31 protein-coding genes and 2 tRNA genes are annotated in these 26,209 nt (G+C 42.2%); 26 read left to right on the top strand and 7 right to left on the bottom strand.

Features of this window, described 5'->3' with window-relative positions:
• Nucleotides 1–31: 31 nt before the first annotated feature.
• The 8 genes from QPK24_RS17560 to QPK24_RS17525 all read left to right on the top strand — a co-directional run bounded on the left by QPK24_RS17560 (nt 32) and on the right by QPK24_RS17525 (nt 4,584).
• Entirely contained in the window at nt 32–1,330 is a 1,299-nt protein-coding gene (locus tag QPK24_RS17560) for a glycosyltransferase family 2 protein (RefSeq protein WP_285743344.1), read from the top strand.
• Between the two features lie 47 nt (nt 1,331–1,377).
• Complete coding sequence (locus QPK24_RS17555; protein ID WP_285743343.1) at nt 1,378–1,821, top strand: hypothetical protein; 444 nt, start codon at nt 1,378–1,380, stop codon at nt 1,819–1,821.
• 172 nt (nt 1,822–1,993) lie between these two features.
• Nucleotides 1,994–2,079, top strand: a tRNA-Leu gene (locus QPK24_RS17550).
• Between the two features lie 89 nt (nt 2,080–2,168).
• On the top strand, nt 2,169–2,837 hold the full coding sequence (locus QPK24_RS17545) for a uracil-DNA glycosylase (protein WP_285743342.1): 669 nt from the start codon (nt 2,169–2,171) through the stop codon (nt 2,835–2,837).
• Nucleotides 2,838–2,849: 12 nt separating this feature from the next.
• Nucleotides 2,850–3,278, top strand: a complete 429-nt coding sequence (locus QPK24_RS17540; protein WP_285743341.1) for an LSm family protein — start codon at nt 2,850–2,852, stop codon at nt 3,276–3,278.
• Between the two features lie 234 nt (nt 3,279–3,512).
• Nucleotides 3,513–3,899, top strand: a complete 387-nt coding sequence (locus QPK24_RS17535) for a WGxxGxxG family protein (RefSeq protein WP_285743340.1) — start codon at nt 3,513–3,515, stop codon at nt 3,897–3,899.
• 111 nt (nt 3,900–4,010) lie between these two features.
• Nucleotides 4,011–4,136, top strand: coding sequence for a YjcZ family sporulation protein (locus QPK24_RS17530; RefSeq protein WP_285743339.1), 126 nt, complete (start codon nt 4,011–4,013; stop codon nt 4,134–4,136).
• Nucleotides 4,137–4,263: 127 nt separating this feature from the next.
• Complete coding sequence (locus QPK24_RS17525; RefSeq protein ID WP_285743337.1) at nt 4,264–4,584, top strand: hypothetical protein; 321 nt, start codon at nt 4,264–4,266, stop codon at nt 4,582–4,584.
• A 117-nt stretch (nt 4,585–4,701) separates the two neighbouring features.
• On the opposite strand, the gene QPK24_RS17520 is transcribed toward QPK24_RS17525, so the two are convergent.
• Nucleotides 4,702–4,774, bottom strand: a tRNA-Val gene (locus tag QPK24_RS17520).
• A 133-nt stretch (nt 4,775–4,907) separates the two neighbouring features.
• Here QPK24_RS17520 and QPK24_RS17515 point away from each other — a divergent pair.
• From QPK24_RS17515 to QPK24_RS17490, 6 genes are all read left to right on the top strand, one after another.
• Nucleotides 4,908–5,123 carry a hypothetical protein gene (locus QPK24_RS17515; protein WP_285743335.1) on the top strand — a complete coding sequence of 72 codons (216 nt, stop codon included), beginning with the start codon at nt 4,908–4,910 and terminating at the stop codon, nt 5,121–5,123.
• Between the two features lie 138 nt (nt 5,124–5,261).
• Nucleotides 5,262–5,705, top strand: coding sequence for a GNAT family N-acetyltransferase (locus QPK24_RS17510; protein WP_285743333.1), 444 nt, complete (start codon nt 5,262–5,264; stop codon nt 5,703–5,705).
• Nucleotides 5,706–5,836: 131 nt separating this feature from the next.
• Nucleotides 5,837–6,076 (top strand): DUF3892 domain-containing protein, encoded by a 240-nt coding sequence (locus QPK24_RS17505; RefSeq protein ID WP_160036996.1) that lies wholly within the window; start codon nt 5,837–5,839, stop codon nt 6,074–6,076.
• A 222-nt stretch (nt 6,077–6,298) separates the two neighbouring features.
• Nucleotides 6,299–6,490, top strand: coding sequence for a hypothetical protein (locus QPK24_RS17500; RefSeq protein ID WP_213529922.1), 192 nt, complete (start codon nt 6,299–6,301; stop codon nt 6,488–6,490).
• Nucleotides 6,491–6,637: 147 nt separating this feature from the next.
• Entirely contained in the window at nt 6,638–7,198 is a 561-nt protein-coding gene (locus QPK24_RS17495) for a stalk domain-containing protein (protein ID WP_285743328.1), read from the top strand.
• Between the two features lie 106 nt (nt 7,199–7,304).
• Nucleotides 7,305–7,604: a DUF1292 domain-containing protein gene (locus QPK24_RS17490; protein WP_160036999.1), complete on the top strand. Its 300-nt coding sequence runs from the start codon at nt 7,305–7,307 to the stop codon at nt 7,602–7,604.
• Between the two features lie 152 nt (nt 7,605–7,756).
• Here QPK24_RS17490 and QPK24_RS17485 read toward each other — a convergent pair whose 3' ends face one another.
• Entirely contained in the window at nt 7,757–9,232 is a 1,476-nt protein-coding gene (locus QPK24_RS17485; protein ID WP_285743326.1) for an aminotransferase class I/II-fold pyridoxal phosphate-dependent enzyme, read from the bottom strand.
• A gap of 104 nt (nt 9,233–9,336) precedes the next feature.
• A complete protein-coding gene (locus QPK24_RS17480; protein ID WP_285743324.1) occupies nt 9,337–9,969 on the bottom strand; it encodes a YktB family protein in 633 nt (210 codons plus the stop codon).
• 333 nt (nt 9,970–10,302) lie between these two features.
• On the opposite strand from QPK24_RS17480, the gene QPK24_RS17475 reads away from it, so the two are divergent.
• Nucleotides 10,303–10,902 carry a hypothetical protein gene (locus QPK24_RS17475; RefSeq protein WP_285743323.1) on the top strand — a complete coding sequence of 200 codons (600 nt, stop codon included), beginning with the start codon at nt 10,303–10,305 and terminating at the stop codon, nt 10,900–10,902.
• Nucleotides 10,903–11,168: 266 nt separating this feature from the next.
• Nucleotides 11,169–12,581, top strand: a complete 1,413-nt coding sequence (gndA, locus tag QPK24_RS17470; RefSeq protein ID WP_285743321.1) for an NADP-dependent phosphogluconate dehydrogenase — start codon at nt 11,169–11,171, stop codon at nt 12,579–12,581.
• A gap of 8 nt (nt 12,582–12,589) precedes the next feature.
• On the opposite strand, the gene QPK24_RS17465 is transcribed toward gndA, so the two are convergent.
• Entirely contained in the window at nt 12,590–12,934 is a 345-nt protein-coding gene (locus QPK24_RS17465; RefSeq protein ID WP_285743319.1) for a hypothetical protein, read from the bottom strand.
• Between the two features lie 162 nt (nt 12,935–13,096).
• Here QPK24_RS17465 and QPK24_RS17460 point away from each other — a divergent pair, with 162 nt between their 5' ends.
• Nucleotides 13,097–13,609 carry a shikimate kinase gene (locus QPK24_RS17460; RefSeq protein WP_285743317.1) on the top strand — a complete coding sequence of 171 codons (513 nt, stop codon included), beginning with the start codon at nt 13,097–13,099 and terminating at the stop codon, nt 13,607–13,609.
• 87 nt (nt 13,610–13,696) lie between these two features.
• Here the strand turns inward: QPK24_RS17460 and QPK24_RS17455 are convergent, their stop codons facing one another.
• Nucleotides 13,697–13,993: a rhodanese-like domain-containing protein gene (locus tag QPK24_RS17455; RefSeq protein WP_160037004.1), complete on the bottom strand. Its 297-nt coding sequence runs from the start codon at nt 13,991–13,993 to the stop codon at nt 13,697–13,699.
• A 182-nt stretch (nt 13,994–14,175) separates the two neighbouring features.
• On the opposite strand from QPK24_RS17455, the gene aroA reads away from it, so the two are divergent.
• The 4 genes from aroA to ptsP all read left to right on the top strand — a co-directional run bounded on the left by aroA (nt 14,176) and on the right by ptsP (nt 19,658).
• On the top strand, nt 14,176–15,465 hold the full coding sequence (gene aroA, locus QPK24_RS17450) for a 3-phosphoshikimate 1-carboxyvinyltransferase (RefSeq protein ID WP_285743314.1): 1,290 nt from the start codon (nt 14,176–14,178) through the stop codon (nt 15,463–15,465).
• A 25-nt stretch (nt 15,466–15,490) separates the two neighbouring features.
• Nucleotides 15,491–15,919: a CoA-binding protein gene (locus QPK24_RS17445; protein WP_213529911.1), complete on the top strand. Its 429-nt coding sequence runs from the start codon at nt 15,491–15,493 to the stop codon at nt 15,917–15,919.
• 119 nt (nt 15,920–16,038) lie between these two features.
• Nucleotides 16,039–17,925, top strand: coding sequence for a glucose PTS transporter subunit IIA (locus QPK24_RS17440; protein WP_285743310.1), 1,887 nt, complete (start codon nt 16,039–16,041; stop codon nt 17,923–17,925).
• A complete protein-coding gene (gene ptsP / locus QPK24_RS17435) occupies nt 17,922–19,658 on the top strand; it encodes a phosphoenolpyruvate--protein phosphotransferase (protein ID WP_285743308.1) in 1,737 nt (578 codons plus the stop codon). Before QPK24_RS17440 ends, ptsP begins: the two co-directional genes overlap by 4 nt.
• Nucleotides 19,659–19,787: 129 nt before the next feature.
• Here ptsP and QPK24_RS17430 read toward each other — a convergent pair whose 3' ends face one another.
• A complete protein-coding gene (locus tag QPK24_RS17430; RefSeq protein WP_285743306.1) occupies nt 19,788–20,315 on the bottom strand; it encodes a type 1 glutamine amidotransferase domain-containing protein in 528 nt (175 codons plus the stop codon).
• 176 nt (nt 20,316–20,491) lie between these two features.
• Here QPK24_RS17430 and QPK24_RS17425 point away from each other — a divergent pair, with 176 nt between their 5' ends.
• The 4 genes from QPK24_RS17425 to QPK24_RS17410 all read left to right on the top strand — a co-directional run bounded on the left by QPK24_RS17425 (nt 20,492) and on the right by QPK24_RS17410 (nt 23,428).
• Nucleotides 20,492–21,010 carry a hypothetical protein gene (locus QPK24_RS17425; RefSeq protein ID WP_285743304.1) on the top strand — a complete coding sequence of 173 codons (519 nt, stop codon included), beginning with the start codon at nt 20,492–20,494 and terminating at the stop codon, nt 21,008–21,010.
• 208 nt (nt 21,011–21,218) lie between these two features.
• Nucleotides 21,219–21,566, top strand: coding sequence for a bacillithiol system redox-active protein YtxJ (gene ytxJ, locus QPK24_RS17420; RefSeq protein ID WP_285743302.1), 348 nt, complete (start codon nt 21,219–21,221; stop codon nt 21,564–21,566).
• Nucleotides 21,567–21,653: 87 nt separating this feature from the next.
• Complete coding sequence (ccpA, locus tag QPK24_RS17415) at nt 21,654–22,658, top strand: catabolite control protein A (RefSeq protein WP_160037012.1); 1,005 nt, start codon at nt 21,654–21,656, stop codon at nt 22,656–22,658.
• 71 nt (nt 22,659–22,729) lie between these two features.
• Nucleotides 22,730–23,428 carry a 5'-methylthioadenosine/adenosylhomocysteine nucleosidase gene (locus tag QPK24_RS17410; protein WP_285743299.1) on the top strand — a complete coding sequence of 233 codons (699 nt, stop codon included), beginning with the start codon at nt 22,730–22,732 and terminating at the stop codon, nt 23,426–23,428.
• 82 nt (nt 23,429–23,510) lie between these two features.
• Here QPK24_RS17410 and QPK24_RS17405 read toward each other — a convergent pair whose 3' ends face one another.
• The gene (locus QPK24_RS17405) at nt 23,511–24,143 is read right to left on the bottom strand and encodes a GNAT family N-acetyltransferase (protein WP_285743297.1); all 633 of its coding nucleotides are present in this window, start codon (nt 24,141–24,143) and stop codon (nt 23,511–23,513) included.
• Nucleotides 24,144–24,378: 235 nt separating this feature from the next.
• Between QPK24_RS17405 and acsA the strand changes: the two genes are divergently transcribed.
• Nucleotides 24,379–26,103 carry an acetate--CoA ligase gene (gene acsA, locus QPK24_RS17400; protein ID WP_285743295.1) on the top strand — a complete coding sequence of 575 codons (1,725 nt, stop codon included), beginning with the start codon at nt 24,379–24,381 and terminating at the stop codon, nt 26,101–26,103.
• Nucleotides 26,104–26,209: the final 106 nt, after the last annotated feature.

The following is a 26,209-nucleotide window of genomic DNA, read 5'->3' as shown; positions in this document are numbered from 1 at the left end:
ACGATGAATAAATATAACCGGAGGAAAATCAGTGGGTGATTTCTTACTCATACCAGCGATCATTAGTATCTGGATTTCAGTCTTTATATCAATTCTTATGATGATTGGCGCACAGCGTTTTATAATTAGGCAAAGTAAAAAAGAACTCGTTATACCTTCCATATCAGAAAAGGCTCCCAAAGTTACGGTCATGGTTCCGGCCCATAATGAAGAGTTAGTTATTCAAATGACGGTTGAACATATTCTAAGAATGAATTATCCGCATGATAAATTACAAGTGATTGTAATTGCGGACAACTGCACAGATAACACGGCTAAGAAGCTCTATGATCTTAAAAAACATCCCGATTACCAATCAAGGGATTTTATGATTATGGAGAGAAAGGGGACGGGAGGTAAATCCGGAGCGCTGAATGATGCACTTTCACATGCTACAGGGGAGTGGATTTGTATCTATGATGCCGATGCAGCTCCAGAGCGGAATGCACTTCTATTTTTGGTCGATAAAGCATTAGAAGATCCGGAAACCTATGGAGCCGTATTCGGTCGTAATAAGGCTCGGAACAGAGCTCAGAATTTTTTGTCCAAATGTATAAATCTCGAACTTGTCACTGCGCAGCGAATTTATCACACAGGAATGTGGGAGTTATTTAAGCTCGGTACCATTCCAGGAACCAATTTTATTATAAAAACAGAATTGATTCGTGAAATCGGCGGTTGGGATGAAGATGCAATTACCGAAGATACCGCTATATCTTTTGACATTTTATCACGAGGTCAGCTCATAGCACTGGCGCCCCAGGCAGAAGCATATCAACAAGAGCCTGAAGATTTACGAGTATACATGAAACAGCGCGAACGATGGGCCAAAGGAAATTATAGCGTTGTGATGGATCATATTCTCGAACTTTTCAAACCATCCTCCAGCTGGAGGGTTAAAGTTCAGGTCCTTTATTATGGCACCAGTTATTTCTGGTTTTTACTTGCGATCCTCGTATCTGATGTTCTTTTTGTTATTAATGTGGTGTATCAGGTCTTATTTTTGTTTGGTATGGACGTCGTCATGCCCTTTCAGTTCTCCTCTGATGTATATGTCTTTTTAATGATTGCATGGGCACTGATGTATTATTTGTACGTCCTTCAAATTAACTTGGCGCTTGCTACAGACTATGGACAGAGCAACACACGGAATTTTGTGCTGGCTTGTATTTCTTATTTTACGTATGCACAGCTTTTTCTTATTATTTCTCTCAAAGCATTCATCTCCATTTTGCTGGATAAAGTGTTTAAGAGAAAATCCAAATGGTATAAAACAGAGCGGTTTGGTTGATGGGTCCGTAAGAGATAAGCTGAAATCTGATAAAAAGAGAGAGTGGTATGGGATTTTTTATTGAATTATTTTTATCAGGCAACGGCAATAGTGATGATATGAAGACGTTTGGACTCATGTTGATATACTATGCCGTTGTCACTATGCTGCTCCTTCACTTGATCTTGAAAAGAAACCATGAACAAGTATCGATGATACGTTTTATTTCTGGAACCTTACTTTTGTATATCATGGCAATTATACTGTTAGACCCCGTTCTTACCATGATAAGCGGGCTAGGTAAGGTGGTGCAGAGTCCTGGTGCCGGTTTGCTGGCGATATTCCTTGTCATGCTGCCTATTGTGGTTTTTTTCTTCTTTCTTATTAATGTCTTTGTATACCGGACAAGAGATAAATGGAAAGTAATATGCTTGTTTATGGCGGCTCAGCCTCTAGTCGCTTTTCTTTTTCTGATTCTATTAACGATAGGAAGTTATTTTCATTTCATCTAATCATTTAGATCTGCGAATTTGTAGGTTTGAGTATGTTAAATATTATTTGAAGAAAAGTGTTGTATAAAATTTATAATCATGTTATAATCAATTTCGCAGGATTTTTTGAAGTTTAATAGCACTTAGATAACTCAAAAAATCGGTGTATATGCGCAAGATAAGCGCTATATATGCCGGGGTGGCGGAATTGGCAGACGCACAGGACTTAAAATCCTGCGGTAGGTGACTACCGTACCGGTTCGATCCCGGTCCTCGGCATCTTATATGTATAAGCTGGCTCCTTAGCGGAGACCAGCTTATTTTTTTACAAGTTACCATTTACTCTTACTGCGAAAGGAAGATACTCCATGTTCAATAATGATTGGGATACGATTTTACACGATGAGATGAACAAGGAATATATACAAGAGCTTCGTAATGCACTTGCTGTAGAATATAAAACAGAGCATGTCTTTCCACCGAAAGAGGAAATATTTAATGCATTAAAGTTAACTTCTTATTCGGATACCCGAGTGGTTATTCTTGGACAAGATCCTTATCATGGACAAGGTCAAGCGGAAGGACTAAGCTTTTCGGTCAAAAAAGGGGTTAGGATTCCTCCTTCTTTACGGAACATATATAAAGAGCTGCATGCAGATCTAGGGATACCTATTCCTTCCCATGGTTCACTTACACATTGGGCAGAAGAAGGGGTATTATTATTAAATAATGTATTAACTGTACGAGAAGGTCAGCCTAATTCACACAAGGGTCTTGGATGGGAACGATTCACAGATGCTGTCATTGAAAAGATAAATGAGCGAAATCAGCCGGCTGTGTTCATGCTCTGGGGAAATCACGCTCAGAAAAAGGGAGCCTTTATTGACCGTTCTCGTCATTTGGTAATTGAATCTTCGCATCCTAGCCCGCTTGCCGCTCGGCATGGTTTTATAGGAAGCAGACCTTTTTCAAAAGCAAATCAGTTTCTAGAATCAAAAGGAATGAAGGCCGTCGATTGGGTCATTCCGGAAAGTTAGAAAGGAGGGTGAATGATGCAACACTGGATTGGTCGCAGGGTTATCGTAGACCGAATGGATGGCCATAAAGACCCTGTACAAGGAATACTGCTCAAATGGGATGACGAAGCTCAATTAGTGGTGGTGGGTGCCAAACGAATCAAGATTCCTTTTGCTCAGATTGCAAGAATTCACGCTCTTCCTGAGGACGCACACGGACGTGGGAAACGGAAAGCACGTTCTTCATTACATTCGGTAGGTTATATTATGAGACAGCCGCTCCAATTTGATAATGCCATTTATTTTCGATCAGCAGTTACGATTTGGAAAGGCCCTAAATTGATTGCTTATCGAGCAGTCGTTACATCCCATGATGAAACTTATGTAGAGCTGGAGAATGGACAGAAATTCGAAAAAGACCTGTATACTTTCGTCGTCCGATCTCGTCGAGGTCAGCGGTAAACGTGCAATTTTCATATTATTTTTAGGTTATTATCATGTTATTTTAAGGATGGTTTTTTATAATAGTAACTGTATTTCCCCCTTTAAAATATGGTATATACGAAAAACTCGCCGGCTGCAAACGGTGAGTTTTTTTGTTGCCCTATATCCTCCAGTTACATTGTCGAATAAGTTTTTTTGCTGACGGGGAACCTATAATCGCAACCAAAACTTATCTGGAGGTGTATGACTGTTATGAAAAAGAAAATGGCAACCATGCTCGCAGCAGCAAGTATCTCTATGGCTATTGCAGTCCCAGCTATGGCTGAAAGCAGTCACATGAAAACCAATTCTACAACGAATCAGGTGAATGAGACGAAAGGCCATTATGATTCAAGAGGGTATAACGATTCTCTCCAAGGAGGATACTCCAACATGTCTCGTTCCCGTAGCATGAATGACAACACAAACGGGTATAACGGATATGGTACAGGTACGGGTACGTACGGTACAAATAGTGTGAATGCAAATTCTACAGACGGTAGCAGTGGCAACTGGGGATGGCTTGGGTTGCTCGGTCTGATTGGTTTAGCTGGTATGCGTCGTGATAAACAAGAAGGTAAACCGCAACACGCGAAATAACATAGGATAAGATTTGGATAAAGTTTTATAACCATAATAGACTTCTGCCCTGCCACATTCCAGCTTTGATCATATATTATCTCATACCTTAGTGATAAGGAGGAGACGACAATGAGCGAAGTATCTGGATACGGATATGGTTTCGGTGGAGGATACGGCGGTGGATGGACATCAATTGGAGCAATCCTTGTCCTTTTCATCCTGTTGGTTATCATTTCTAAAACAATTCTTTACTAAGCAATGAAAAGAGGGCACCGGTTAATAGCTGGTGCTCTTTTTTTTTGTGAGAACCGTGATTGATCCGTATGTTTTGGTTTATATATACATAGCAAGATGGATGAATCATAGGGAAGGATGAAGCGTAGTGGAACAAGAAGACTTAGAGGTATGGGAAAGAGAAATCAGCAGCCGCGTCGAATATCTGGAACAGGAAGCTGAAAAACTGGAACAGCGGATTAAAAAAGCAGAATACAAGGACAACATAATGAGTAGTGCAATGAACAAATTTGCTGATGATGAAGCTCAGGTGGATTTTATCAAAGTAAATTACCTGAATGAATCGAACGAAACCGTAAAATCGCTAAACGAAGAGTATGGAGTAATCATAAAAGAATTGAAATTTCAAAATGCGGTCCTACAGCAAATTGAACAAGTGAATGCAGCACTGAGGGAGGAGGAAGATTAAAATTGTTCAGCGTTTTATACTTAGTAACGAGTGAAGGTAGCTAGAATAGATTCTTTTAATACAAAAAAACCATGAGGCAATTACTGCTCCATGGGTTTTTTTTTGTAATTTAAGATATGATCTGTAGTGGGCTCGAACCACTGACCCCTACCCTGTCAAGATAGTGCTCTCCCAGCTGAGCTAACAGATCAAGTTTAGTTTTAAAGAATAATTTTATATTATCAGGCTTGTTTTATAGTGTCAATCAGAAGTTTACATGTTTAAAATCTACTCCTTTGACACATCCTAAAAGGAAGAATGATCATCTGGAGGATTACCATCCTATGAAAAGAAAACGCGGCACGTTCATGGCAAGCTGCATCATTGCAGTCTTGCTGCTAAACCTATCAGGATGTACATTAGAGCCATCAGAAGAAACAATAATGCTGCAAGAGAGGATGGGTCCTGAATCCGAGCTGCCTATTATCGATGATGTGTACTCTCCTTCGATAAGGGATGACGTTTATTCTTCTACCGATGAGGAAATACTAATACCTTAAACGAAGCTTGCCGCTTGCCTAAGATACAATAAGTCAGTCCGTTCCTTCGGGCTGGCTTATTTCTGCTGTATTGTTGTATAATAGCGTGAGTTTTATGAGTTTAGAGCATCGAAGAGCTAAAGCAGAGGGGGATATTTAGTGCCAGCTGAAATTATTAATGTAACAACAGAGGAACAATTAGAACAAGGCCTGCATATTCGTAAAGAGGTGTTTGTAAAGGAACAAAACGTTCCCTTAGAAGAAGAAATTGACCAGTATGATGTCATTTCTCCCGATGCGCACCATATTCTTATTCAGGACGGACAGCAGATGGTAGCGACAGGCCGTCTCATTTACTATAAAAAGGATACAGCAAAACTTCAGCGTGTAGCCGTTCTGAAAGACTACCGTGTTCATGGTTACGGCCGTGTATTAATTATGGCGCTAGAAGAACGTGCTAGAGAGCTGGGTCTAGCGTACTCGATCCTTGATGCACAGTGCCGGGCGGAAGGCTTCTACGCTAAACTGGGTTATGAAGTGATATCGGATGAACCGTTTTATGATGCAGGCATATTACATGTACGGATGCAAAAAGCATTGTAACCTCAGCCTATTTACATAGAGCATTCTTTTTTGGGACACACTATATTTGCCGAGGCTCACAATACCTATTTTATTTCGTACTCGGTATAGGTAAATACACTAAATGTAGTGCAAAAAGGAGTGTTGTTCTAATGGAAAATAACACGCGCGAGCACTTTGTCGCTGTTCAGAAAAATGGAGATGGCGATCTAACCGCATTTAAAACTTCCGGAGGTCGTGTGCTGGACTATAACCAGGCATTAAACGAGGTTGAGACTGGAAAGATTGCAGGAGCCAACGTATTTAAGGCAAAAGGAGGATCCCTCCGGATTCGCGGGGATGCAGACGGAGATCCAAGCAACAACCTAGATCAATTGCCGATATTTGAGTAAAGTTTACAAGCATAAAACCGGAATTGGTCCGGTAATATATGAAAAGGGAGCCCTTGGAGGCTCCTTTTTTTGCGTGTCACTTAGCATAGAGTACAGGTGACTATAAAATTTGGGTTCCCATGCACCTTCTTGCGCCGACTCCCATACAATACCTTACCTAGGCGAGGAGTTCGGGGGCAGACCGAGACCTCTCGCCTGACAAGGGAAGCGGGGAATAGGGCCATGACAAAAGGCAAAGGGAAAAAAGTGGTGGCAAAAAAGGAGAAAGTTCGCGGGATGAGGGTGGTTACTTCCGAAGTCTGTGAGGTGTGTAAGACGCCATGCGACATAGGAATGGCCTATGCTGCACGTATGCGAGAGCCAGGCGCTGTAGGTAAAGGTGTACCTTGCATCTTAACGAAACCCAAAGGATAATCGAATGAGCCGCTTTTTTCTCATAAGATATGAGAAATAATGCGGTTCTTATTTATTCTAGAAGAAAAAACGACTTTTTTCCGCAACTTGTCTTGCTCGTTGAAGTATAAATAGATATAACTTTTTTGAAGGAGGTAATATAGACCGATGAAATGGAGGAGAACACTTGCCTTGGTACTTGTCTTTTCTCTTGCAGGCAGTGGATCTATGTTATTTGCAGATTCAATCACAGAAAAAATTCGTGTCGTAGTCAATGGCAATGATGTCAGTGGTGGCGGTTATTATATTAATGGGACAACCTATGCTCCTGTGCGTGAACTTAGCGGTCTTGCATCCTGGGATGCAACTAGCAAGAAGGTAACAGTTACGAAGCCTAATGTACATATAACACTGTTTAAAGGTGATACGGTTTTTGGAAATGTAAACGTAGGAAAGCTGAAATTTCACGTACTCAGTCAAGTCGATAGTCTAGAAGGGAACATTTCAGAAGTCAAAGTTGCTATCACAGATCCTTCCGGAAACACAAAAAACATTCAAACAGAGAAGATGGGAAGCGGTTCTAACGATAATTTCTGGTTCAAAACGAATGATTTCACTTATGATTTTAAGAAAAAAGGGAAGTATAAAGTAGGATTCTATATGAAACCTTCGGGAGGAAATTCATTCTTTCTCGTATCCGAAAAAGTCATTACAGCATTAGATTCATAAACGGGCTCAATTGATTTTATGCTCTAATAGTGTTACGATAATTCGGTATGATAACTTTTATGAGTGTGAATACAATACAAGTATAAATGAAATGAGGTATAGATGAATGAGCGATCATAACCATGTACATGATGAGAATTGCAACCACGACCACGACCATGAACCTCAGGTGCTTATCTTTGAAGATGAGAACGGTAAAGAGATTGAAATGATTCTGGTTCAAACTTTTGATGTAGACAATAAGGAATATGCGGTATTTGTTGAGCGCAACAATCCGGAAGAAGACGGCCTCATTCTTCGCTTTGAAGAAGAGGGCGATGAAGTAAGTCTTTATCAAATCGAAGATGAAGATGAGTGGAATCGTGTAGAAGCTGCATTTAACAAAATGGTTGAAGAGCAGCAATAAGAGCGAATGAAGCAGGGAAGTCTCTAGGTAGTAGAGGCTTCTTTTTTTGTTGTTAATTTATAAAATGAATGCCTAAGAAGCCTGAAAAAAAGGACCCGTGCAGCTTGTCAGCTTAGCGGGTCCTTGCAGTATAAATCAGGTATTAGTTCGTGTTAGAAGATCGGATCGGCTTCTACAATGACTTTTACATTCGTAATATAGCGGTCTTCCGGACCTTTTACCGGTAATCCAACCTCAACGTGTTCTGTAATATAATTAATGTTTTCCTGAGAAATAACCTCTCCTGGAAGCAGGATCGGAATACCCGGGGGATAAACATAAATAAATTCCGCAATAATTCGTCCAGCGGATTCTTTAAAAGGAATGACTTCTGTATCTCCGTAAAATGCCTCACGCGGTGTAAGCATGAGCTGAGGAATTTCTGGGATTTTGACAATTAAATCGTTTGCTGTGTTGACATTATAGTAAGTCTTCGACAATTCGCGTAGTGCATCAAGCAGCGTGTTTACCGTTTCATCATTGTCCCCTGGCGTAATGAGACAAAGGATGTTGTACATATCGCTCATCTCAACTTCAATATTATAGTGTTCACGAAGCCAGTTCTCCGTATCGTATCCCGTTAAGCCAAGATGGCGTACATGAACCGTTACTTTGGTTGGATCAAAGCTATAGGTTGCTTCTCCTCCAAGTATCTCTTCGCCAAAACAATACAATCCTTCAATATCGTTAATCGAGCGTCTTGCATATTCCGCAAGATCAATGGCTTTTTGAGCCATGGAATGTCCATTTAGCGCAAGGTTGCGTCTAGATGTATCCAGGGAAGAAAGCAAGATATAAGAAGTTGAAGTGGTTGTCAGCATACTGATGATCGTTTGAACACGCTGTGGATTTACAAATCCATTTTTGGTGTTTAGGTTGAGTATCGAACTCTGCGTCATCGAACCGCCGAGCTTATGCACACTCGTTGCGGCCATATCTGCACCTGCTTCCATGGCAGACATCGGAAGGTCCTCATGAAAATGAATAAGGACGCCGTGCGCTTCATCAACAAGTACAGGTACTTGGTAACTATGCGCAAGATCCACGATTTCTTTTAGATTTGCACATACACCAAAGTACGTAGGGTTAATAACCAGCACGGCTTTGGCATCAGGATGACGTTCTAGGGCACGCCGTACCGAGCCAACGGTAATACCGTGATCAATACCTAAATTCTCATCACTCACGGGAGAGACAAACACAGGCTTAGCTCCCGAGAAAATGATGGCAGACATCACCGATTTGTGAACGTTACGCGGTACGATGATCTTCTCACCAGGTCCGCATACAGACAGAATCATGGTCATAATGGCACTGCTTGTCCCTTGCACACTAAAGTACGTATAGTCCGCACCAAAAGCATCAGCTGCAAGCATTTGAGCTTCTTGAATGACACCCGTTGGTTGATGCAAATCATCAAGCGGCGCGATGTTAATTAAATCTATGGAAAGGGCGTTATCCCCTATAAATTCGCGGAATTCAGAGTCTGTTCCAAGTCCTTTTTTGTGACCAGGGATGTGAAACTGTACCGGATTGTTAGCCGCGTGTGTTTTAAGTGCTGTAAAAAGCGGCGTACGACGGTGATCCATGGATTCTGTCACAACCTTTCTCTATTTAAAATAATAAAACCTAGATGAGTATAGCAAAATGGATAAAGATTGTAACGATTTTTTTTGTGATAAATCTCACTTCTTTAAAAAGCCATTTTATAAAGCGGCGCTAGCTGGGTAAATACGTCTTGAGCCTTTTTACCAAAGGCTTCTCCATCTAGAAGAAGCGGATCATTCTGTTCAATACGCAGTCCGCATAAAATCTCTGATTTTTTCACGGTTTTTAATCGTTCGGTCATTTTCTTGAAATCTGCTTTTGAGATGTCTTTATGAAGGGTACCTTCTGGATTCATATGATCTGTAGACCAGTAGAAGTGTCCTGGAATATGTTCCATAACATCATCCAGCTGTCTTTCTAATGCTTCAGCAAAGATTTCCTTATTACTACTTTCATAAATAACGGCAAAAATAACAAATACATGAGTACCAAACATTCCTACTTGGAAATGAGGATATGCCTTGTAACCACGTTTGTTATTAGCGATCGCTACCCAAGTATCATGCGGCGGATTCACGGTACGTCTGGCATGCTTAGCCACATGAACAAACATGTCCTCTCCCACTAAATCGCTCAGAAACGGGGCCGTTGCTGCACCAATCTCATTCAGTTTTGGACGAATTCTTTCAATTAATAATTCCATTCGGGGTTCGAGCCCAGGTACATCAAAGACATCAAAATCTTTGGATGTGAATGAAGGGTATTTTAGTGTAGTCATCGGGTTAACTTCCTCCTTATGTGTAAATGGACAAGTTTTATTTATATAAGCATGAACCTTATCACTTGCCAATATAATAGGATACAAAACAATATGGGACTCATTATAACACAGGTACCTCCATACGCACTTCCTGAAAGCCTGTCCCTTATCTGTATTGTTAATGAAGATTTCCTGTCTTAAAAAAATGGACTTATAACTACGTACCCTTATCTTACGTGTCGTATAAAATAGGGTAAGCCGACTTATGGTGAAGCGTAGATCATAGGGGCCATGGCGGAAAGACACATAATAAGACTCCGGATCAATATCCGGCATGGAGGAGGAAGTGCCGTGAACAAGAGCTATGAAGTGGAATACTGCAATCTAGAGCTCCGGTTTAACCGTCGGCATATCCAACAGCTCATCAAAGACTTAATTCAGGAAGGATATTCGCTGTATTGGAGTGAAGATGAAAGCTTGTTCATTCTTTCCGTGAGAACAGGTCGTAAACTGGTTAAACTGAAATTTCAACTCATGCGTACGGGCGATTACAAGTTGATTGGCGATTATATTATTAAGGATGCGAAACTTGCCGAGTTCATAGAGAAACTCATTGGAGACACTCGAGGCCATGCGGTTGTCCGCAGGTTTAAAGATCACATCATCGTTATAGAGAATATATTGTTCGGCGAGGTTATACGTTTAGTGGAAGTGTCGGGTTTTAAACAAAGAGTAATCTATCAGAAAGGACCGACTCCTACCATGGAAGAGATGGAGGAAATGTTCACATCGCAAGAAGGGGAAATGAGATTGCTCTTGTTAAAAATGGAAGTGGATGATGAACTCGAACGGCTTCATGCCGCCATCCATAATGGAGACGAGGCTAAGGCGGAGTCATGCCGCAACTATCTAAAGCAAATGCAGAATCGAATGTTCATGCTTGAATGGTAAAATGCCGTATGAACCATACTATAATTTATATGAGTATTTGATGAACACCTCATGAAAAGAGGTGTTTTATCCTTGTTTACACTTTAGCGGGGGGTTCACTTCCTTTTGCAAAAGCGTTAGAATAGGATTATTGTTAGGGCGTCCTTCTTTTGCTTACATAATTTCTAAGGAATCATCATTGTCTGCTTATGGACAAGTTCCTTACCCGGACAGCTCTAGTAACATAAGATACATCAAAAATAACGTGGCAAAGGATGGAGAATATATTGACTAAACAACAAATTGGCGTTATCGGTCTAGCCGTAATGGGTAAGAATTTAGCCCTGAATATTGAAAGCAAGGGGTTTACGGTATCTGTATTTAACCGTTCTCCGGAAAAAACACATGACCTGCTGAAAGAAGCAGAAGGCAAAAATTTGGAAGGCTTCTTCTCTATTGAAGAATTCGTACAATCTCTTGAATCTCCACGTAAGATTCTGATTATGGTTCAAGCAGGACCAGCGACAGATGCAACGATTCAGCAGCTCATTCCTCATCTAGATCAAGGCGACATCATTATCGATGGCGGTAATGCTTACTTCCCTGATACGGTTCGCCGCAGCAAAGAACTGGAAGAGCAAGGATTCCGCTTCATTGGTGCAGGTGTATCCGGTGGAGAAGAAGGCGCACTGAAAGGCCCGGCAATTATGCCTGGAGGTCAGGAAAGTGCTTATGAGCTTGTAAAACCAATCTTAACTTCAATCGCGGCTCAAGTAGACGGCGAGCCTTGCACAACATATATCGGTCCTGATGGTGCTGGACATTATGTAAAAATGGTACACAACGGTATCGAGTACGGTGATATGCAGCTGATCGGCGAAGCATACCATTTGATGAAAGACGTACTTGGTCTTACTGCAGAAGAATTCCACGAACTCTTCTCCGAATGGAACAAGGGCGAGCTTGACAGCTACCTGATCGAAATTACAGCTGACATCTTCTCTAAATATGATGAAGAAACAGGCAAACCAATGGTCGATGTGATCCTTGATGCTGCTGGACAAAAAGGTACAGGAAAATGGACAAGCCAAAGTGCGCTGGATCTCGGCGTTCCATTGTCTATGATTACAGAATCCGTATTCTCCCGTTTCCTATCAGCAATGAAAGAAGAGCGTGTTGCAGCTAGTAAAGTACTTAGCGGTCCAAAAACAGAGCCATTCTCCGGTGATAAACAAGAATTCATCGAGAACGTTCGTAAAGCATTGTTCGCAAGTAAAATCGTATCTTATGCACAAGGTTTTGCTCAAATGCGTGCTGCTTCCGACGAATATGGCTGGAATTTAAAATATGGAAACATTGCAATGATCTTCCGCGGAGGATGTATCATTCGTTCCCAATTCTTGCAAAACATCAAAGAAGCTTATGATAAAGATGCAGAACTGAAAAACCTGCTCCTAGATCCATACTTCAAAAATGTTGTGGAATCTTACCAAGATGCATGGCGTAAAGTAATTTCGGTTGCTGTAGAAAAAGGAGTTCCGGTACCTGGATTCTCCAGTGCTCTTTCTTACTATGACAGCTACCGTACAGAACGTCTTCCAGCGAATCTGCTTCAAGCACAGCGCGACTACTTTGGTGCACACACGTTCAAACGTGTAGACAAAGAAGGCACATTCCACCACAACTGGATGGGCAAATAAGAACGAATTTAAGATACACTGTAATTCATGCTGCTTTGCTGCATTTCTCCCCGAAGACCAAAGAGTACCTCGTGCAGACAGGTTCTTAGTCTTTCTTGTGTTGAATAGGAAGAGGTATGCTCTCCCAACAGCAGCATTGCAGCTTCACTAAAATATTGAAAATTAGTAATAAGACGTGGTTTTGGTAGATCCATGAGCAGCGGGTCTTCCAAAGCCACTTTTTGTTGTACATAATGCAGCACGAGCAGTACGTCATCTCTGCAGATCACATAACCTGGTTCAAAGATACGTGTAATTCTGCTAGGAAGCACAGGTAGTTTCAGTACGGGCAGATAAGCTAAATCATCCATCATGTTCACACTCCTTACAGGTATCTATCCTTTTCTTCTCTATCATCCATACGTAAAAGGATGTCCTGATATGCTTCTTGGCGGATCTTTTTTTCTGTGTTATGTTTAGTAGAATAAAAAAAAGAGGGAACTAACTGGGTTATATAATAAAGGGGTGGCAAGGCAGTGAGCAGCAAAGCTGATAATATCATTCTTATAGGAATGATGGGCACAGGCAAGACAACAGTATCCAGCATACTGGCACAAGAACTTGGATACACACTCATAGATATTGATAACGAAATAGAGGTATTAGAAGGCTGTCCAATCCCCATCTTATTTCAAGAAAAGGGAGAAAGTTATTTTCGCCAAGTGGAGAGCGATACCTTATGTAGAGTTCTCAAAGGAACTTCTCAAATCGTTTCTACGGGAGGCGGATCTGTACTTCAAGCGAAGAACCGGGAACTAATGAAGGAAGCGGGCTGGGTTATCGCTTTGACAGCGAGTGCAGAATCCATTATTTCACGTGTGTCGTCAAATGGGGATAGACCGCTGCTTGCAGGTAATATAGAGGAACGGGTAAAGAATATAATGAAAGAACGTAAAGATGCATATTCTTTTGCCGATGTTACGGTTGATACTTCGGAGTTAAGCCCGGAAGAAGTTGTTCGTCATATTTTAACGCTTTACCGCGTCTAAGCTGTTGTGCTTTTTAGGTGCATTGTAGTATGATCGTTAAAAAGAAGAAGGGCAGGCGCTGCCTGCCCATTCTGTCTATTCTTTAGTTTAAGTCCAGGCAAGCATGCCGCCAACAAGGTTTACACAGCTTGGATATCCCATCTCTGTTAGATATTCACAAGCTCTTTCACTCCGATAACCACTGCGGCAGATCAAAATGGTTTCCTGCGTTTTCTCAATCTCGTCAAGACGATCAGGAATTTGTCCCAGTGGAATATGTTTTGCTCCTGGAATCATTCCAGCAGCAACTTCTTCATCTTCACGAACATCAATCATTTGAACAGCTTCTCCTGACTCTAAGCGAGCTTTAAGTTCAGCAGGGGTAATCTCGAGTATTTGATTCATGAGTTTTCCTCTTTTCTATGGTTACTATATATTGGTGTAATCCGGATGGACAAGTTCTTATGGATAACTATACCATGATACCGAAGGGAAGAGGAGACTGTCAATTTCAATAGAAGTCATTACGAACGTTGTTCCCATTTATTAAATCACAGCTGATCCTATATAAAAAAGGAGTTATAACTATGGACGTTATCGTTAATAACACCCCTTCCTTAACAGGAACGATTGATGCTTTATCTTCTAAAAACTATACAACGCGTTATTTGCTTGTTGCTGCATTAGCAGAAGGAACAAGTACCATCTATTATCCCGCCCACAGTGAAGACAGCGATGCGATGCGCCGCTGCATTCAGGATTTAGGTGCTGTTCTTGTAGAAGACGATGAGAAGATCACCATTACTGGGTTTGGCTCTGCTCCTCGTCCTACAGGCGAACTGAATGTAGGGAATGCAGGAGCAGTTCTCCGTTTTCTGATGGGGATTGCTGCCCTTGGTGAGGAGATTACCTTTGTTAATACCTACCCGGAATCTCTTGGTAAAAGGCCGCATCAAGATTTAATTGATGCACTTGAGCAGCTCGGCGCCGAAGTAGATCATCAGGAGGGAAGACTGCCAATCACCATTCGCGGCGGTAAGCCGCAAGGCGGAGTTATTCGAGTATCGGGTTCTGTAAGTTCTCAGTATCTTAGTGCGCTGCTCTTCTTGACGCCGCTTCTTCCGCAGGATAGTACGATTGAAGTCCTTCATGATCTGAAATCGAAAGTCGTTATCGGACAAACACTCGAAGTGTTAGAACAAGCCGGTATCGTTATTCATGCAAGTGATGACTATATGTCTTTTAAGGTTCCTGGTTCACAAAAATATAAACCGGCGAATTATACAGTTCAAGGAGATTATCCCGGATCAGCAGCGATTTTAGCTGCAGCTGCGGTGACAAGTTCAGATGTAACCGTTACGCGGTTAATGGAGAAAAGTAAACAAGGGGAGCGGGCCATTATCGATGTGCTGAAAATGATGAATGTTCCGCTCACCCATGAAAATAATGTTGTCCATGTTCAAGGAACTGGGAAACTTACCGCAGTTGAATTTGATGGAGATGCAGCGACGGATGCGGTGCTTGCAATGGTTGCAGCAGCTGTGTTTGCGGAGGGCACTTCGCGCTTTTATAATGTAGAGAATTTAAGGTATAAAGAATGTGACCGAATCACCGATTATTTACATGAACTTAGCAAAGCGGGCGCAAGAGTTGAAGAAAAACAAGCGGAGATTATTGTCCACGGACGACCTGAAGGGGTAGAAGGCGGTGTTGAGATTAACGCTCATTATGATCATCGTGTCATTATGGCACTTACGGTGGTGGGCCTTCGTTCCAAAGAGCCGCTGCGTATTAAAGATGCTCATCATGTTGCAAAATCTTATCCTGGATATTTTGATCATTTACAGGCGCTTGGCGCCAACGTAGAATGGGTATAGTAATGTTAGAAAGGTGCTGATTATTATGGCATTTGAAAACCCATCACGAGATGAGATTAAAGAACTTCTTCGTTCTGCTGGAAATATTGCTGTTGTCGGTTTATCCGATAAACCGGACCGAACTTCTTACATGGTCTCAGAAGCTATGCAAAGCAGGGGATATCGTATTATTCCAGTGAACCCTAGAGCAGATGAAATTCTAGGAGAGAAATGTTATGCAAAACTTGCGGACATTCCTGAGCCTGTTGATATCGTAAATGTATTCCGCCGCAGTGAATACTGCGGTGAAGTGGCAAAAGAGGCAGCTGAGATCAAAGCGAAAGTACTATGGTTACAGCTTGGTGTTGTCAGTGATGAAGCAGCTCAGATTGGTGAAGAGCATGGTATGACGGTCATCATGGATCGATGCATTAAAGTGGAGGATTCCATTTTACTTGGCAAAGAGCAGAGGTAAATGATGAAAGAAAGGTCCCTTTATGAGGGGCCTTTTTCCTTTTGAAAAAGAGGTAGAGGATTCATTTTGACAAAAAGACATGGAACGCTTACCATCTAGATTAGAAAGGAGAGGGTGCCATGAATTGGCTCGGTTCCTTACAACAGCTCGGCAGAGCTGTAATGCTCCCGACGATGGTCTTACCTGCAGCAGCCATATTGCTTAGTGTAGGCAGTTTGCCATGGGATTCTTGGGGATTTGAAAGTGTAAGCGGAATCGCTACAGTAGCAGGTCAAAGCCTGTTTTATTTTTTGCCGTACTTATTTGCGGTGGGTGTGGCGCTTGGTCTATCGAATCAGGCGGGTCAAGCCGGTCTTGCTGCCCTGTCGGGGATGATTATCTACGATCAGGTATTAAGCCAATTTGGAGATGGAAGTGTACAGCCTGCTTCACTCACCGGTATTATTCTTGGCGCCATTGCGGGGATTACTCATAATCGATTTAAAAGTATACGGCTTCCTGAAATCTTGCAGTTCTTTGGAGGATCTCGTTTTGTTTTACTGATTGTAGGGCTGATTGCAGCACTATTTTCCTGCGTAATGCTGGGGATTGCCCCCATCATCCAATCCTTGCTAGACATGATTGCTTCAATGGAATATCAACTGGGGGGATTTGGACTCTTTTTATATGGGATTTTATACCGGGTGCTGGTCGCTTTCGGACTTCATCATTTACTGAATAATGTGTTTTGGTTTCAGCTTGGTTCCTATGAGACACCAGGCGGTCAGGTGGTAACAGGAGACTTGCCTCGCTTCTTCGCAGGAGACCCGACAGCAGGATATTTCATGTCAGGCCTGTTTCCTATTATGATGTTCGCCATTCCAGCGATTGCGCTTGCGATTATCCAGGAAGCTAGAGAAGATTTGAAGCCGAAAGTCTACAAGACGTTCATTACGTCAGCTCTTGTGTGCTTTTTGACAGGGGTCTCAGAACAGATTGAATTTGCCTTTTTGTTTGCAGCGCCTTATCTGTTCATCGTTCATGCGGTTATGTCAGGACTTGCCTTATGGATCAGCTACTTACTTGAAATACGCCATGGTTTCTCTTATTCGGCGGGTGCCATTGATTACATACTGAATTTCCATTTGTCCGAGAATGGACTACTTCTTATTCCAATAGGGATTGTATACGGCCTCATCTATTATTACTTATTTCGATGGGCGATTCGTACGTTCCGTATTCCTACACCAGGGCGTGAAGAAGGATCCGTCCTCGAAGATTGGGTTGGCAGTATCCCATATCAAGCCCCGCTTATACTTGAGGCAATGGGGGGGAAACGTAATATCGTTCAGGTCGAAGCGTGTATTACGAGGCTCAGAATTACCGTTCATAATGATCGTCTAATTGATGTGAGTGCGATGAAAGCACTTGGTTCTGCGGGTCTCATCAAGCTTGGAGGAGGTAATGTACAGGTTGTATTCGGTACTTATTCTGAGCTTATCCGTGAGGAAATTGCCAAACTGCTTGAACGTGATTTACCGCAGGTACTATTTAGCGCGCCAGTTCAGGGGAAAATGTTGCCAATTGAGGATGTACCGGATAAAATATTTGCCGGTAAGCTTGTAGGTGACGGGGTGGCATTTGTACCGGAAAATGGAGAACTTTTATCCCCCGTATACGGCACCATTATGCATCTATATCCAACGATGCACGCCATTGGTATCCAAACACCGGAAGGATTAGAAGTGTTGCTTCATATTGGAATCGACACATCTCAGCTCAAAGGCTGTTTTGAAGCCGCAGTAAAAGAAGGGGATGTCGTCGAAGCCGGTCAATTATTGATCAAATTTAATCTAGATAGACTAAGGAAAGAAGCACCTTCTTTAGTTACACCGATGGTGATTACGAATCCCGACCGAGTGAGATCATGGAGCTATGCTCCATTTAAACATGTTAGAAAAGGCCAGGCATCGGTAATGTCTGTTGTACTACATGAAGATAGGAATGTTGGAGGGGTAGAAGCATGATACAAGGCATCTCAGGAGCGGCAGGCGTCGCTATAGGCAAGGCATTTGTCCTTCCCAGCTGGGAATGGGATTTACCAGACCAAAAAATGGACGTCGTTGACCTGGCCAAAGAATTTGAGCGGCTGTATGAAGGCATAAGAACATCTCGTAATGAGATTGAGACAATAAAGCAAGAGTTTAATGAAGTGGTGGGTCCGGAAGAGTCAAGTATCTTTGATGCCCATTTAGCTATACTGGAAGACCCTGTATTTATGAGTGAAATCCAAGGGATTATTGAACGCCAGTATAAGGCAGCCGAAGTAGCGGTAAAAGAAGCAATCGATCATTTTGTAACGATGTTTGATTTACTTGATGATGAGTATATGAAAGAACGTGCGTTAGATATCAAAGACGTAGGGAATCGGTTGTTAAAACATCTGCTGGGGGCTCCCGAAATTACGCTCCCTTCAGATACACAGCCTTATATCCTAGTAGCCAAAGAATTATCTCCTTCGCAGCTTGCCCATCTAAATCCGAACTATGTACTTGGGATCGTCACTCTAATCGGGGGCAAGACGTCTCATTCTGCCATTATGGCAAGAGCACTTGGTATCCCTATGGTATCAGGACTTGAGAATAGCGTGAATCTTCCTGTGCAAACGGGAGATACGCTCATTATCAATGGAGACGAAGGCACTGTTTATGTGAATCCAAGCGAGAAGATGATGGAGAAGTACACACGTATTCGTAACCAGCAGCAACGTAAAAAGGAACAACTCCAAGTGCTTGCTGAAGTGGATGCGGTGACGAAAGACGGCACTATTATGAATCTTGCTGCTAATATCAGTTCAACAAAAGAACTGGAGATGGCTCTTCGCCACGGAGCAAAAGGAGTTGGACTTTTCCGCACCGAGTTCCTATATATGGACCGGCCAACTTTTCCTACAATTGAAGAACAATATGAAGTCTATCGTCATGTTGTTGAGAGAGCAGGAGGTCAGTCGGTTGTCATTCGGACACTTGATATCGGCGGAGATAAACAGCTCGACTATTTTCCGCTGGCAGAGGAGGATAATCCTTTCCTTGGATATCGTGCGATTCGGATTAGTTTAGATTTGAAAGATTTATTCAAAGCTCAGTTGACGGCCATTTTGAGAGCTAGTGTTCATGGAAAAGTGAAAATTATGTATCCCATGATTTCTTCCATCGATGAGATTCGGGAAGCCAATCAGGTACTGCGTGAAGCAATGAAGGATCTTGACCAGCAGGGAATTGCTTATGATAAGGATATTCAGATTGGTATTATGATTGAAGTGCCTGCGGCCGTTGTTATAGCGGATCTTCTAGCAGCGGAAGTGGACTTCTTTAGTATCGGTACGAATGACCTTGTCCAATATGTACTTGCTGTTGACCGGATGAATGAGCAGATCGCGCATCTCTATCATCCATTCCATCCATCCATCTTGCGCATGCTGAAGATGACCGCTGATGCTGCTCATACGGCTGGGATTGATATCAGTGTGTGCGGGGAACTTGCCGGAGATGAGAGAGCAGTACCGATCTGGTTAGAGCTTGGAATTCATAATCTTAGTATGTCTCCGCAATCATTACTCAGGGTGAAGCATAGACTGCTGAATACGTGTGCTGAGGACGCGAAGGCAGTGGCTAAATCTTGTACTTCGATGTCAAAAAGTCATGACATTGAAGCGAAGTTAGAAGAGTTTATTGAAGAAAATGCAGAGAGATTAAACTGATCCTTAGGTATATATAAAAAGGATGGATATCGCCGTAAGCAGATTACGGCGGAATCCGTCCTTTTTATTTTTATAAGGAAAAAAAGAAAGAAGTGAGTAGAAACCTACTCACTCGTCTTTCAAAATATTTTATGATCTTTCTGCAAGAAGATCACAGAAAGCTTTTCCGTAAGGGGGAAGATCGGGAGGACGGCGTGCAGATACGATATGTCCGTCGGTAACAACCGCTTCATCTTTCCAGATTGCACCCGCATTTTCCATGTCATCGCGAATACCTGGTGTCGAAGTAACCGTAACGCCTTGCAGAATTTTGGCGGATATGAGTACCCATCCTGCATGACATATTTGTCCGATTACTTTCTTTTCTGCATTCATTTCTTGAATCAGTGAGATCACTTTGGGATATCTGCGCAGCTTGTCCGGCGCCCAGCCTCCAGGAACGAGAATACCGTCATAGTCTGCACTGTTTAATTCCTCAAAGCTGAATTCCGCTGTAGCAGGTACCCCGTATTTACCTACGTACACCTTATCTTTAACTTCACCGGCAAGATGAACCTCTGCTCCTTCTTCACGTACCCGATGTACAGGATACCATAGCTCCAAATCTTCAAATTCTTCATCTACGAGCGCAATTACTTTTTTTCCAGTCAATCTCATGACATTCATTCACTCCTTTTATATTTCTTACTTCTAGTGTAACGGAGAGTACCTCAGATTACCAAATGTGCTGACTTTTTGAATAGGTTTATAACTCTATTGTGTCTTCCAGCATAGACATATGAGATGGAATTAGCAAATCGTCTTGGTGCCTGTAACAGCAGGATTTAGGATAAATGAGTCGAAGATTTATTGTAGAAGAAACACGAAACTTGCATGTAAACAATGTTACAGGCGGTGATCCTATGCCCAGATGGTGCGATTGCAAACAACCGATGAATCTTGAACTGTATACCGTAATTTATGCTAAAAAAATAGAAGTGAAAAATGTGCCTATTTTTTCGTGTATGTCTTGTTCCACTTATGAAGTACTTACACCCGTCAAAGCTCATTTAACCGAGTATCTTCAATCTATCGAGCTATCCATAAACGATCCGTATCAAGTTGTGATTTTTTCGGATATGGATGAAGTAGCTAGTTTGTTCTGTGACCTATACATGAAGAATAAGAAGATGGACTTCGAAAAGCTCGGAGATGTCATTGAAGCTTACAAAGAGGAGCGTATTAATTTACTTCTTGATGTGTATCAGTGTGCCCTGCAGATGAAGGATCTAGATTGGATGAATGATATAGAGAGGCGACTTGAGCAGTTGTCAAAGCTCCACTTTGAAGAACATCTTTCAGGAGCAGGATAAAAAAATACATCCCGGAATGAATTGAAAATTAGCATTTCTCGTTGTTTTTTGTTACTATATTGTTAGTGTAAGATTTTCTGAAAAGAATGAAAACAAGACACGAAGCGATTTTTCATGTATTCGCATGAAATCCCTTATTTTCTCATATTCATCATTTTCTTTGTCCGAACCACTCGCTGCTGAACTTATGAAAGGGGATGTATATGTTATGAAAACGTTGACAAGAATAAATACTATAGAGCAATTAAATGACGGTATCGCATTATCTTCAGAAGCACCGCTTCTGTTATTCAAACATAGCACCCGCTGTCCTATTAGCGCGCATGCGTATAAAGAAGTATCAGCATATTTGCAAGATAGTCCCGCAGATGAAGTAAACTATAGTATCATTTATGTCGTCGAAGATCGCAGTGTTTCACTAGAAGCTGCTGATCGTTTGGGTGTAAAGCATGAGTCTCCACAGGTTATCCTTGTGAAAAACGGCACACCCGTATGGCATACTTCCCATTCCCAAATCACATCAAGTGGCTTAAGGTCGGTTCTGAGCAAGTCTTAAAGCCCATATTGCATGGAGCAATCTTATGTCGTATCATAATTAAATTGAAAATGAACTGAAAATTTATTGCAAATGGAGAGAAGGAATGTGACGGTAACGATCTATGACGTAGCGCGTGAAGCCGGTGTTTCAATGGCAACGGTTTCTCGAGTAGTCAACAACAATCCAAACGTTAAACCTCAGACACGAAAAAAGGTATATGAAGCAATTGAGCAACTCGGCTATCGTCCGAACGCAGTAGCAAGAGGGCTTGCTAGTAAAAAAACAACGACAGTCGGAGTCGTTATTCCAGATATTTCGAACTCAATTTTTGCCGAGATTGCTCGGGGAATTGAAGATATCGCGAATATGTATCATTACAACATTATTTTGTGTAATGCCGATAAGAAAAAGGAAAAAGAAATTCGTGTTATTAACACACTGCTTGAAAAACAAGTAGACGGGCTCCTTTTCATGGGCGGAACGGTTACGGATGAACATATCCAAGCCTTTCAAACTTCTGCGGTTCCGATTGTTCTTTGTGCAACAAGTGATGAGAGAGGAACTTATCCTTCCGTTGATATTGACCATGAAGCTGCAGCTTTTGATGCAGTAAGCACACTCATTCGTCATGGGCACCGTGAAATTGCCATGATTAGCGGAACACTTCAAGATCCTGCGAATGGGTATGCAAGATTCCAAGGGTACAAGCGTGCGCTGGAAACTGCCGGCATCGAATATCAGGAAGATTTAGTACGCATCGGGAACTATCGTTATGAATCTGGTGTCGAAGCTATGAAATATTTCTTAGGTCTTAAGAAGAAACCAACGGCTATTTTCTGTGCAACGGATGAAATGGCAATCGGTGCTATTCATAGTATTCAAGATGAAGGACTTAAAGTGCCGGATGATTTCTCTATTATTAGTGTGGATAACATTCGTATGGCGTCTATGGTTCGTCCGCAGCTTACTACGGTAGCGCAGCCAATGTACGATTTAGGTGCTGTAGCTATGCGACTGCTTACGAAACTCATGAAAAAAGAAAACGTAGAAAATCCACGTGTTATTTTGCCGCACGAAACGATCTTGCGTTTGTCTGTTAGCCACGTGTAATATATGGAATAAGAAAAGCTCCGTTCATCGGGGCTTTTTTGCCGATTAATCAAGTAAAGGGGATCACATCGATGACAGCTACAATAGGGCTCATAGGAGCTATGAAAGAAGAGATCGAACTTCTTCTTGCAGGCATGAAGAATGTAAAGCAGCATACCTATGCAGGTATTCATTATGCTGAGGGAGATATTTATGGACAACATGTTGTGGTTTGTAAGTCTGGCGTAGGCAAAGTAAATGCAGCAATCACCACACAAATGCTGATTGAGAAGTTTAACATCTCAAAAGTGATTTTTACTGGAGTGGGCGGGGCGGTTCACCCTGAACTTGAGATCGGTGATATTGTCGTATCTACCACATGCATTCAGCATGATATGGATGTAACGCCACTTGGATTTAAACGAGGGGAAATTCCTTATCAGGAAGTATCTGCATTTCCGGCGGATTCTGACCTGATTCGTCTGGCAGAAAAAGCATGTGATCAGCTTTCTGTCCCATTTCGTAAAGGAATTGTACTTTCTGGCGACCAGTTTATTGCTAGCAAAGAAACGGTAAGAGGACTCTATGAACAATTTGACGGTGCTTGTGTGGAGATGGAAGGTGCAGCGGTGGCGCAAGTATGTTACATGAATGATGTACCTTTTGTTATTCTGCGTGGTATGTCTGATAAAGCAGACGGGTCCGCACATGTCAATTTTGCTGAGTTTACAGTGAAGGCCTCCCATAAGTCTCATAAAATAGTGGAATCGATGTTGCTTGAGCTTAGTTAAGCAGTATTCTCTGTACGTCTATAATAAACAAAAGACAGGAACATCCCGGGTAAACTTAGGGGTTCCTGTCTTTTTCTTAGGACTAATACATATAACGATGCCTGAATCGCACTTTATCGAATTGCTCTTTTGAAGAGAGAGGCACATTTCTGCCAATGCGAACCATAAGACAGTTAGCAGGGTGTGCACAAATTTCGGGATCATCTGTCGCATACCATTCCATATCAACGGTTTTCATCAGTTTCTCCATCATTTTTCGGTAATCCCAAACGGAAAGTCCGCTTCCTTTCAGATCCCAATGCCAATAATATTCCGTAGTGAATACAATATATTTCTCCATCTGTTCATGCTCAAATGCAGTACTAATTAACATTTTTCCAATACCGTAAGAACGAAATTCGTCTGCAACTTCAATGGCACCAAGTTCAATCAAATCTTTCATATTTCCATCCGACCAGCGCTCCATTTCATCAGGATAATGAAAAGTTACATATCCAATGATCGTTTGGCCTTCACGGGCAAGAATAATTCTCCCTTCAGCCAGCGCTGAAATTTCAACCAGGGCTTCATGCTGTTCATTCGGTCTACGAAAAGCGTCAAGATCCGGGTGCATATGATAACTCTGTAAAAGGGAAGAAGGGACTGGGCCTTCAACAACAATCTCCCTGCCGTTCCTTTGAAAGGAGTGGACATTGTGCTGTTTGATATGTTCCATCAGTTTTTCGTGCTCCTTTGACATGTCATACCCTACTTATAGCAAATATATAAAAAAATGAAAAGGAATAGTGTTAAAAAAGGAATTTATGCTATAATAATCCAGACATAATTCATTCACAATTGAGTAACTATTCCCACGTTATAAAAGTAGATGGTAATGAATTTGATTTTTTTGTAAGCGCTAACGAACTTGTACATTGTGAAGATGTAGCTTAGGGGAGGCCGAGTAGACAATGAGTCAAATACAGAATGAAGTCATCGCGACTGTCGCAGAGCGAAGTAATCTCGGAGATTATGATCAGGCTTGCGCCCAGTTTAGTTGGGAAGAGGTAAAAAAGCATTTTACATGGAATGAGACAGGCAAGGTCAATATGGCCTATGAAGCAATTGATCGTCATGTTGAAGAAGGACGAGGTGCGAAAACCGCACTATTGTACAGTGATGCTCATCGAGATGAGGAGTATAGCTTTTTAGACTTAAGCGAAGGTTCGAATCGATTTGGGAACGTGCTGCGTAAATACGGCATCTCTAAAGGCGATCGTGTTTTTATTTTTATGCCGAGAAGTCCAGAACTCTACCTTAGTCTACTCGGTATACTCAAGGTGGGAGGGATTGCAGGCCCGCTTTTTGAAGCCTTTATGGAAACAGCGGTAAAAGACCGTTTGGAAGATAGCGGAGCGGTTGCGTTAGTCACAACCCCGGAACTGCTGCCGCGAATAAAACGTGATGAATTGCCGCTTTTAAAACATATCTTCGTTGTAGGCGGAGGCGCGCAGCAAGAAGAAGGGCTCGTTGACTATGATGCAGAGATCGCTGCAGCTTCAGATTCACTTGAACCAGAATGGCTGACCCCGGAAGATGGAATGCTCATTCATTACACCTCTGGCTCTACGGGCAGACCTAAAGGGGTATATCATGTACACAACGCCATGCTTCAGCATTATTATACAGGTAAGGTCGTTCTTGATTTAAGAGAAGATGATGTTTATTGGTGTACAGCAGATCCAGGCTGGGTAACAGGAACGTCATATGGGATTTTTGCTCCTTGGTTAAATGGAGTAACGAATGTGATTCGCGGGGGACGGTTCAGCCCGCAAGATTGGTATCAAACGATTGTAAAGAATAAAGTAACCGTGTGGTATAGTGCGCCTACTGCTTTCCGGATGCTCATGGGAGCAGGCGAGGATGTCATTGAACAATATGACCTATCGACACTCCGTCATGTCTTATCCGTAGGGGAGCCTCTGAATCCTGAAGTGGTCCGCTGGGGAACCAAAGCTTATAAGCAGCGGATTCATGATACATGGTGGATGACCGAAACAGGCGGGCAGCTGATCTGCAATTATCCGGGAATGAACATCAAACCAGGTTCCATGGGTAAGCCCGTACCGGGGATCGAAGCTGCTATTATTAATGACCAAGGGGATGTACTGCCGCCATACTCAATGGGCAATCTAGCCATCAAAACACCGTGGCCCTCCATGATGAGAAAAATTTGGAATAATGATGCCAAGTATGAAGAGTATTTCAGAATACCCGGCTGGTATATTTCAGGGGATTCTGCCTATATGGATGAGGAAGGTTACTTCTGGTTCCAAGGAAGAATAGATGATGTAATCAACTCTTCTGGCGAACGGATCGGTCCCTTTGAAGTAGAGAGTAAGCTGCTTGAGCATGAGGCGGTCGCAGAAGCGGGTGTAATCGGTAAACCGGATCTGGTAAGAGGGGAAATCATTAAAGCGTTTGTAGCGCTGCGAGAAGGATATGAACCTTCCCAAGAGCTGAAAGATGACATCTACCGATTTGTAAAAGAGGGCTTATCTGCACATGCGGCGCCTCGTGAGATTGAATTTAAAGAAAAATTACCGAAGACAAGATCCGGTAAAATCATGCGCAGGGTACTGAAAGCATGGGAACTGGATTTGCCGACAGGTGATCTTTCAACGATAGAAGATTAACGAATAGTCATTAACATGGATAAAAGAGCCATCTGCCTTATCGCAGATGGCTCTTATCATTGCAGCATGTCTTTATTTATAGATCGATAACAAAAGCCGAGCATAC

The sequence above is a fragment of the Paenibacillus polygoni genome (assembly GCF_030263935.1).
Lineage (GTDB): Bacteria > Bacillota > Bacilli > Paenibacillales > Paenibacillaceae > Paenibacillus > Paenibacillus polygoni.
Note: the sequence above shows the minus strand (reverse complement) of the source record. Positions and strands in the feature narration are given on the sequence as shown.

What these genes read in the sequence shown, in the direction of transcription:
- QPK24_RS17555 (WP_285743343.1), top strand. Translation starts at nt 1,378, where the DNA reads ATGGGATTTTTTATTGAATTATTTTTATCAGGCAACGGCAATAGTGAT.
- QPK24_RS17545 (WP_285743342.1), top strand. Translation starts at nt 2,169, where the DNA reads ATGTTCAATAATGATTGGGATACGATTTTACACGATGAGATGAACAAG.
- QPK24_RS17540 (WP_285743341.1), top strand. Translation starts at nt 2,850, where the DNA reads ATGATGCAACACTGGATTGGTCGCAGGGTTATCGTAGACCGAATGGAT.
- QPK24_RS17535 (WP_285743340.1), top strand. Translation starts at nt 3,513, where the DNA reads ATGAAAAAGAAAATGGCAACCATGCTCGCAGCAGCAAGTATCTCTATG.
- QPK24_RS17530 (WP_285743339.1), top strand. Translation starts at nt 4,011, where the DNA reads ATGAGCGAAGTATCTGGATACGGATATGGTTTCGGTGGAGGATACGGC.
- QPK24_RS17515 (WP_285743335.1), top strand. Translation starts at nt 4,908, where the DNA reads ATGAAAAGAAAACGCGGCACGTTCATGGCAAGCTGCATCATTGCAGTC.
- QPK24_RS17505 (WP_160036996.1), top strand. Translation starts at nt 5,837, where the DNA reads ATGGAAAATAACACGCGCGAGCACTTTGTCGCTGTTCAGAAAAATGGA.
- QPK24_RS17500 (WP_213529922.1), top strand. Translation starts at nt 6,299, where the DNA reads ATGACAAAAGGCAAAGGGAAAAAAGTGGTGGCAAAAAAGGAGAAAGTT.
- QPK24_RS17495 (WP_285743328.1), top strand. Translation starts at nt 6,638, where the DNA reads ATGAAATGGAGGAGAACACTTGCCTTGGTACTTGTCTTTTCTCTTGCA.
- QPK24_RS17490 (WP_160036999.1), top strand. Translation starts at nt 7,305, where the DNA reads ATGAGCGATCATAACCATGTACATGATGAGAATTGCAACCACGACCAC.
- QPK24_RS17485 (WP_285743326.1), bottom strand. Translation starts at nt 9,232, where the DNA reads ATGGATCACCGTCGTACGCCGCTTTTTACAGCACTTAAAACACACGCG.
- QPK24_RS17480 (WP_285743324.1), bottom strand. Translation starts at nt 9,969, where the DNA reads ATGACTACACTAAAATACCCTTCATTCACATCCAAAGATTTTGATGTC.
- QPK24_RS17465 (WP_285743319.1), bottom strand. Translation starts at nt 12,934, where the DNA reads ATGATGGATGATTTAGCTTATCTGCCCGTACTGAAACTACCTGTGCTT.
- QPK24_RS17455 (WP_160037004.1), bottom strand. Translation starts at nt 13,993, where the DNA reads ATGAATCAAATACTCGAGATTACCCCTGCTGAACTTAAAGCTCGCTTA.
- aroA (WP_285743314.1), top strand. Translation starts at nt 14,176, where the DNA reads ATGGACGTTATCGTTAATAACACCCCTTCCTTAACAGGAACGATTGAT.
- QPK24_RS17445 (WP_213529911.1), top strand. Translation starts at nt 15,491, where the DNA reads ATGGCATTTGAAAACCCATCACGAGATGAGATTAAAGAACTTCTTCGT.
- QPK24_RS17440 (WP_285743310.1), top strand. Translation starts at nt 16,039, where the DNA reads ATGAATTGGCTCGGTTCCTTACAACAGCTCGGCAGAGCTGTAATGCTC.
- ptsP (WP_285743308.1), top strand. Translation starts at nt 17,922, where the DNA reads ATGATACAAGGCATCTCAGGAGCGGCAGGCGTCGCTATAGGCAAGGCA.
- QPK24_RS17430 (WP_285743306.1), bottom strand. Translation starts at nt 20,315, where the DNA reads ATGAGATTGACTGGAAAAAAAGTAATTGCGCTCGTAGATGAAGAATTT.
- QPK24_RS17425 (WP_285743304.1), top strand. Translation starts at nt 20,492, where the DNA reads ATGAGTCGAAGATTTATTGTAGAAGAAACACGAAACTTGCATGTAAAC.
- ytxJ (WP_285743302.1), top strand. Translation starts at nt 21,219, where the DNA reads ATGAAAACGTTGACAAGAATAAATACTATAGAGCAATTAAATGACGGT.
- QPK24_RS17410 (WP_285743299.1), top strand. Translation starts at nt 22,730, where the DNA reads ATGACAGCTACAATAGGGCTCATAGGAGCTATGAAAGAAGAGATCGAA.
- QPK24_RS17405 (WP_285743297.1), bottom strand. Translation starts at nt 24,143, where the DNA reads ATGGAACATATCAAACAGCACAATGTCCACTCCTTTCAAAGGAACGGC.
- acsA (WP_285743295.1), top strand. Translation starts at nt 24,379, where the DNA reads ATGAGTCAAATACAGAATGAAGTCATCGCGACTGTCGCAGAGCGAAGT.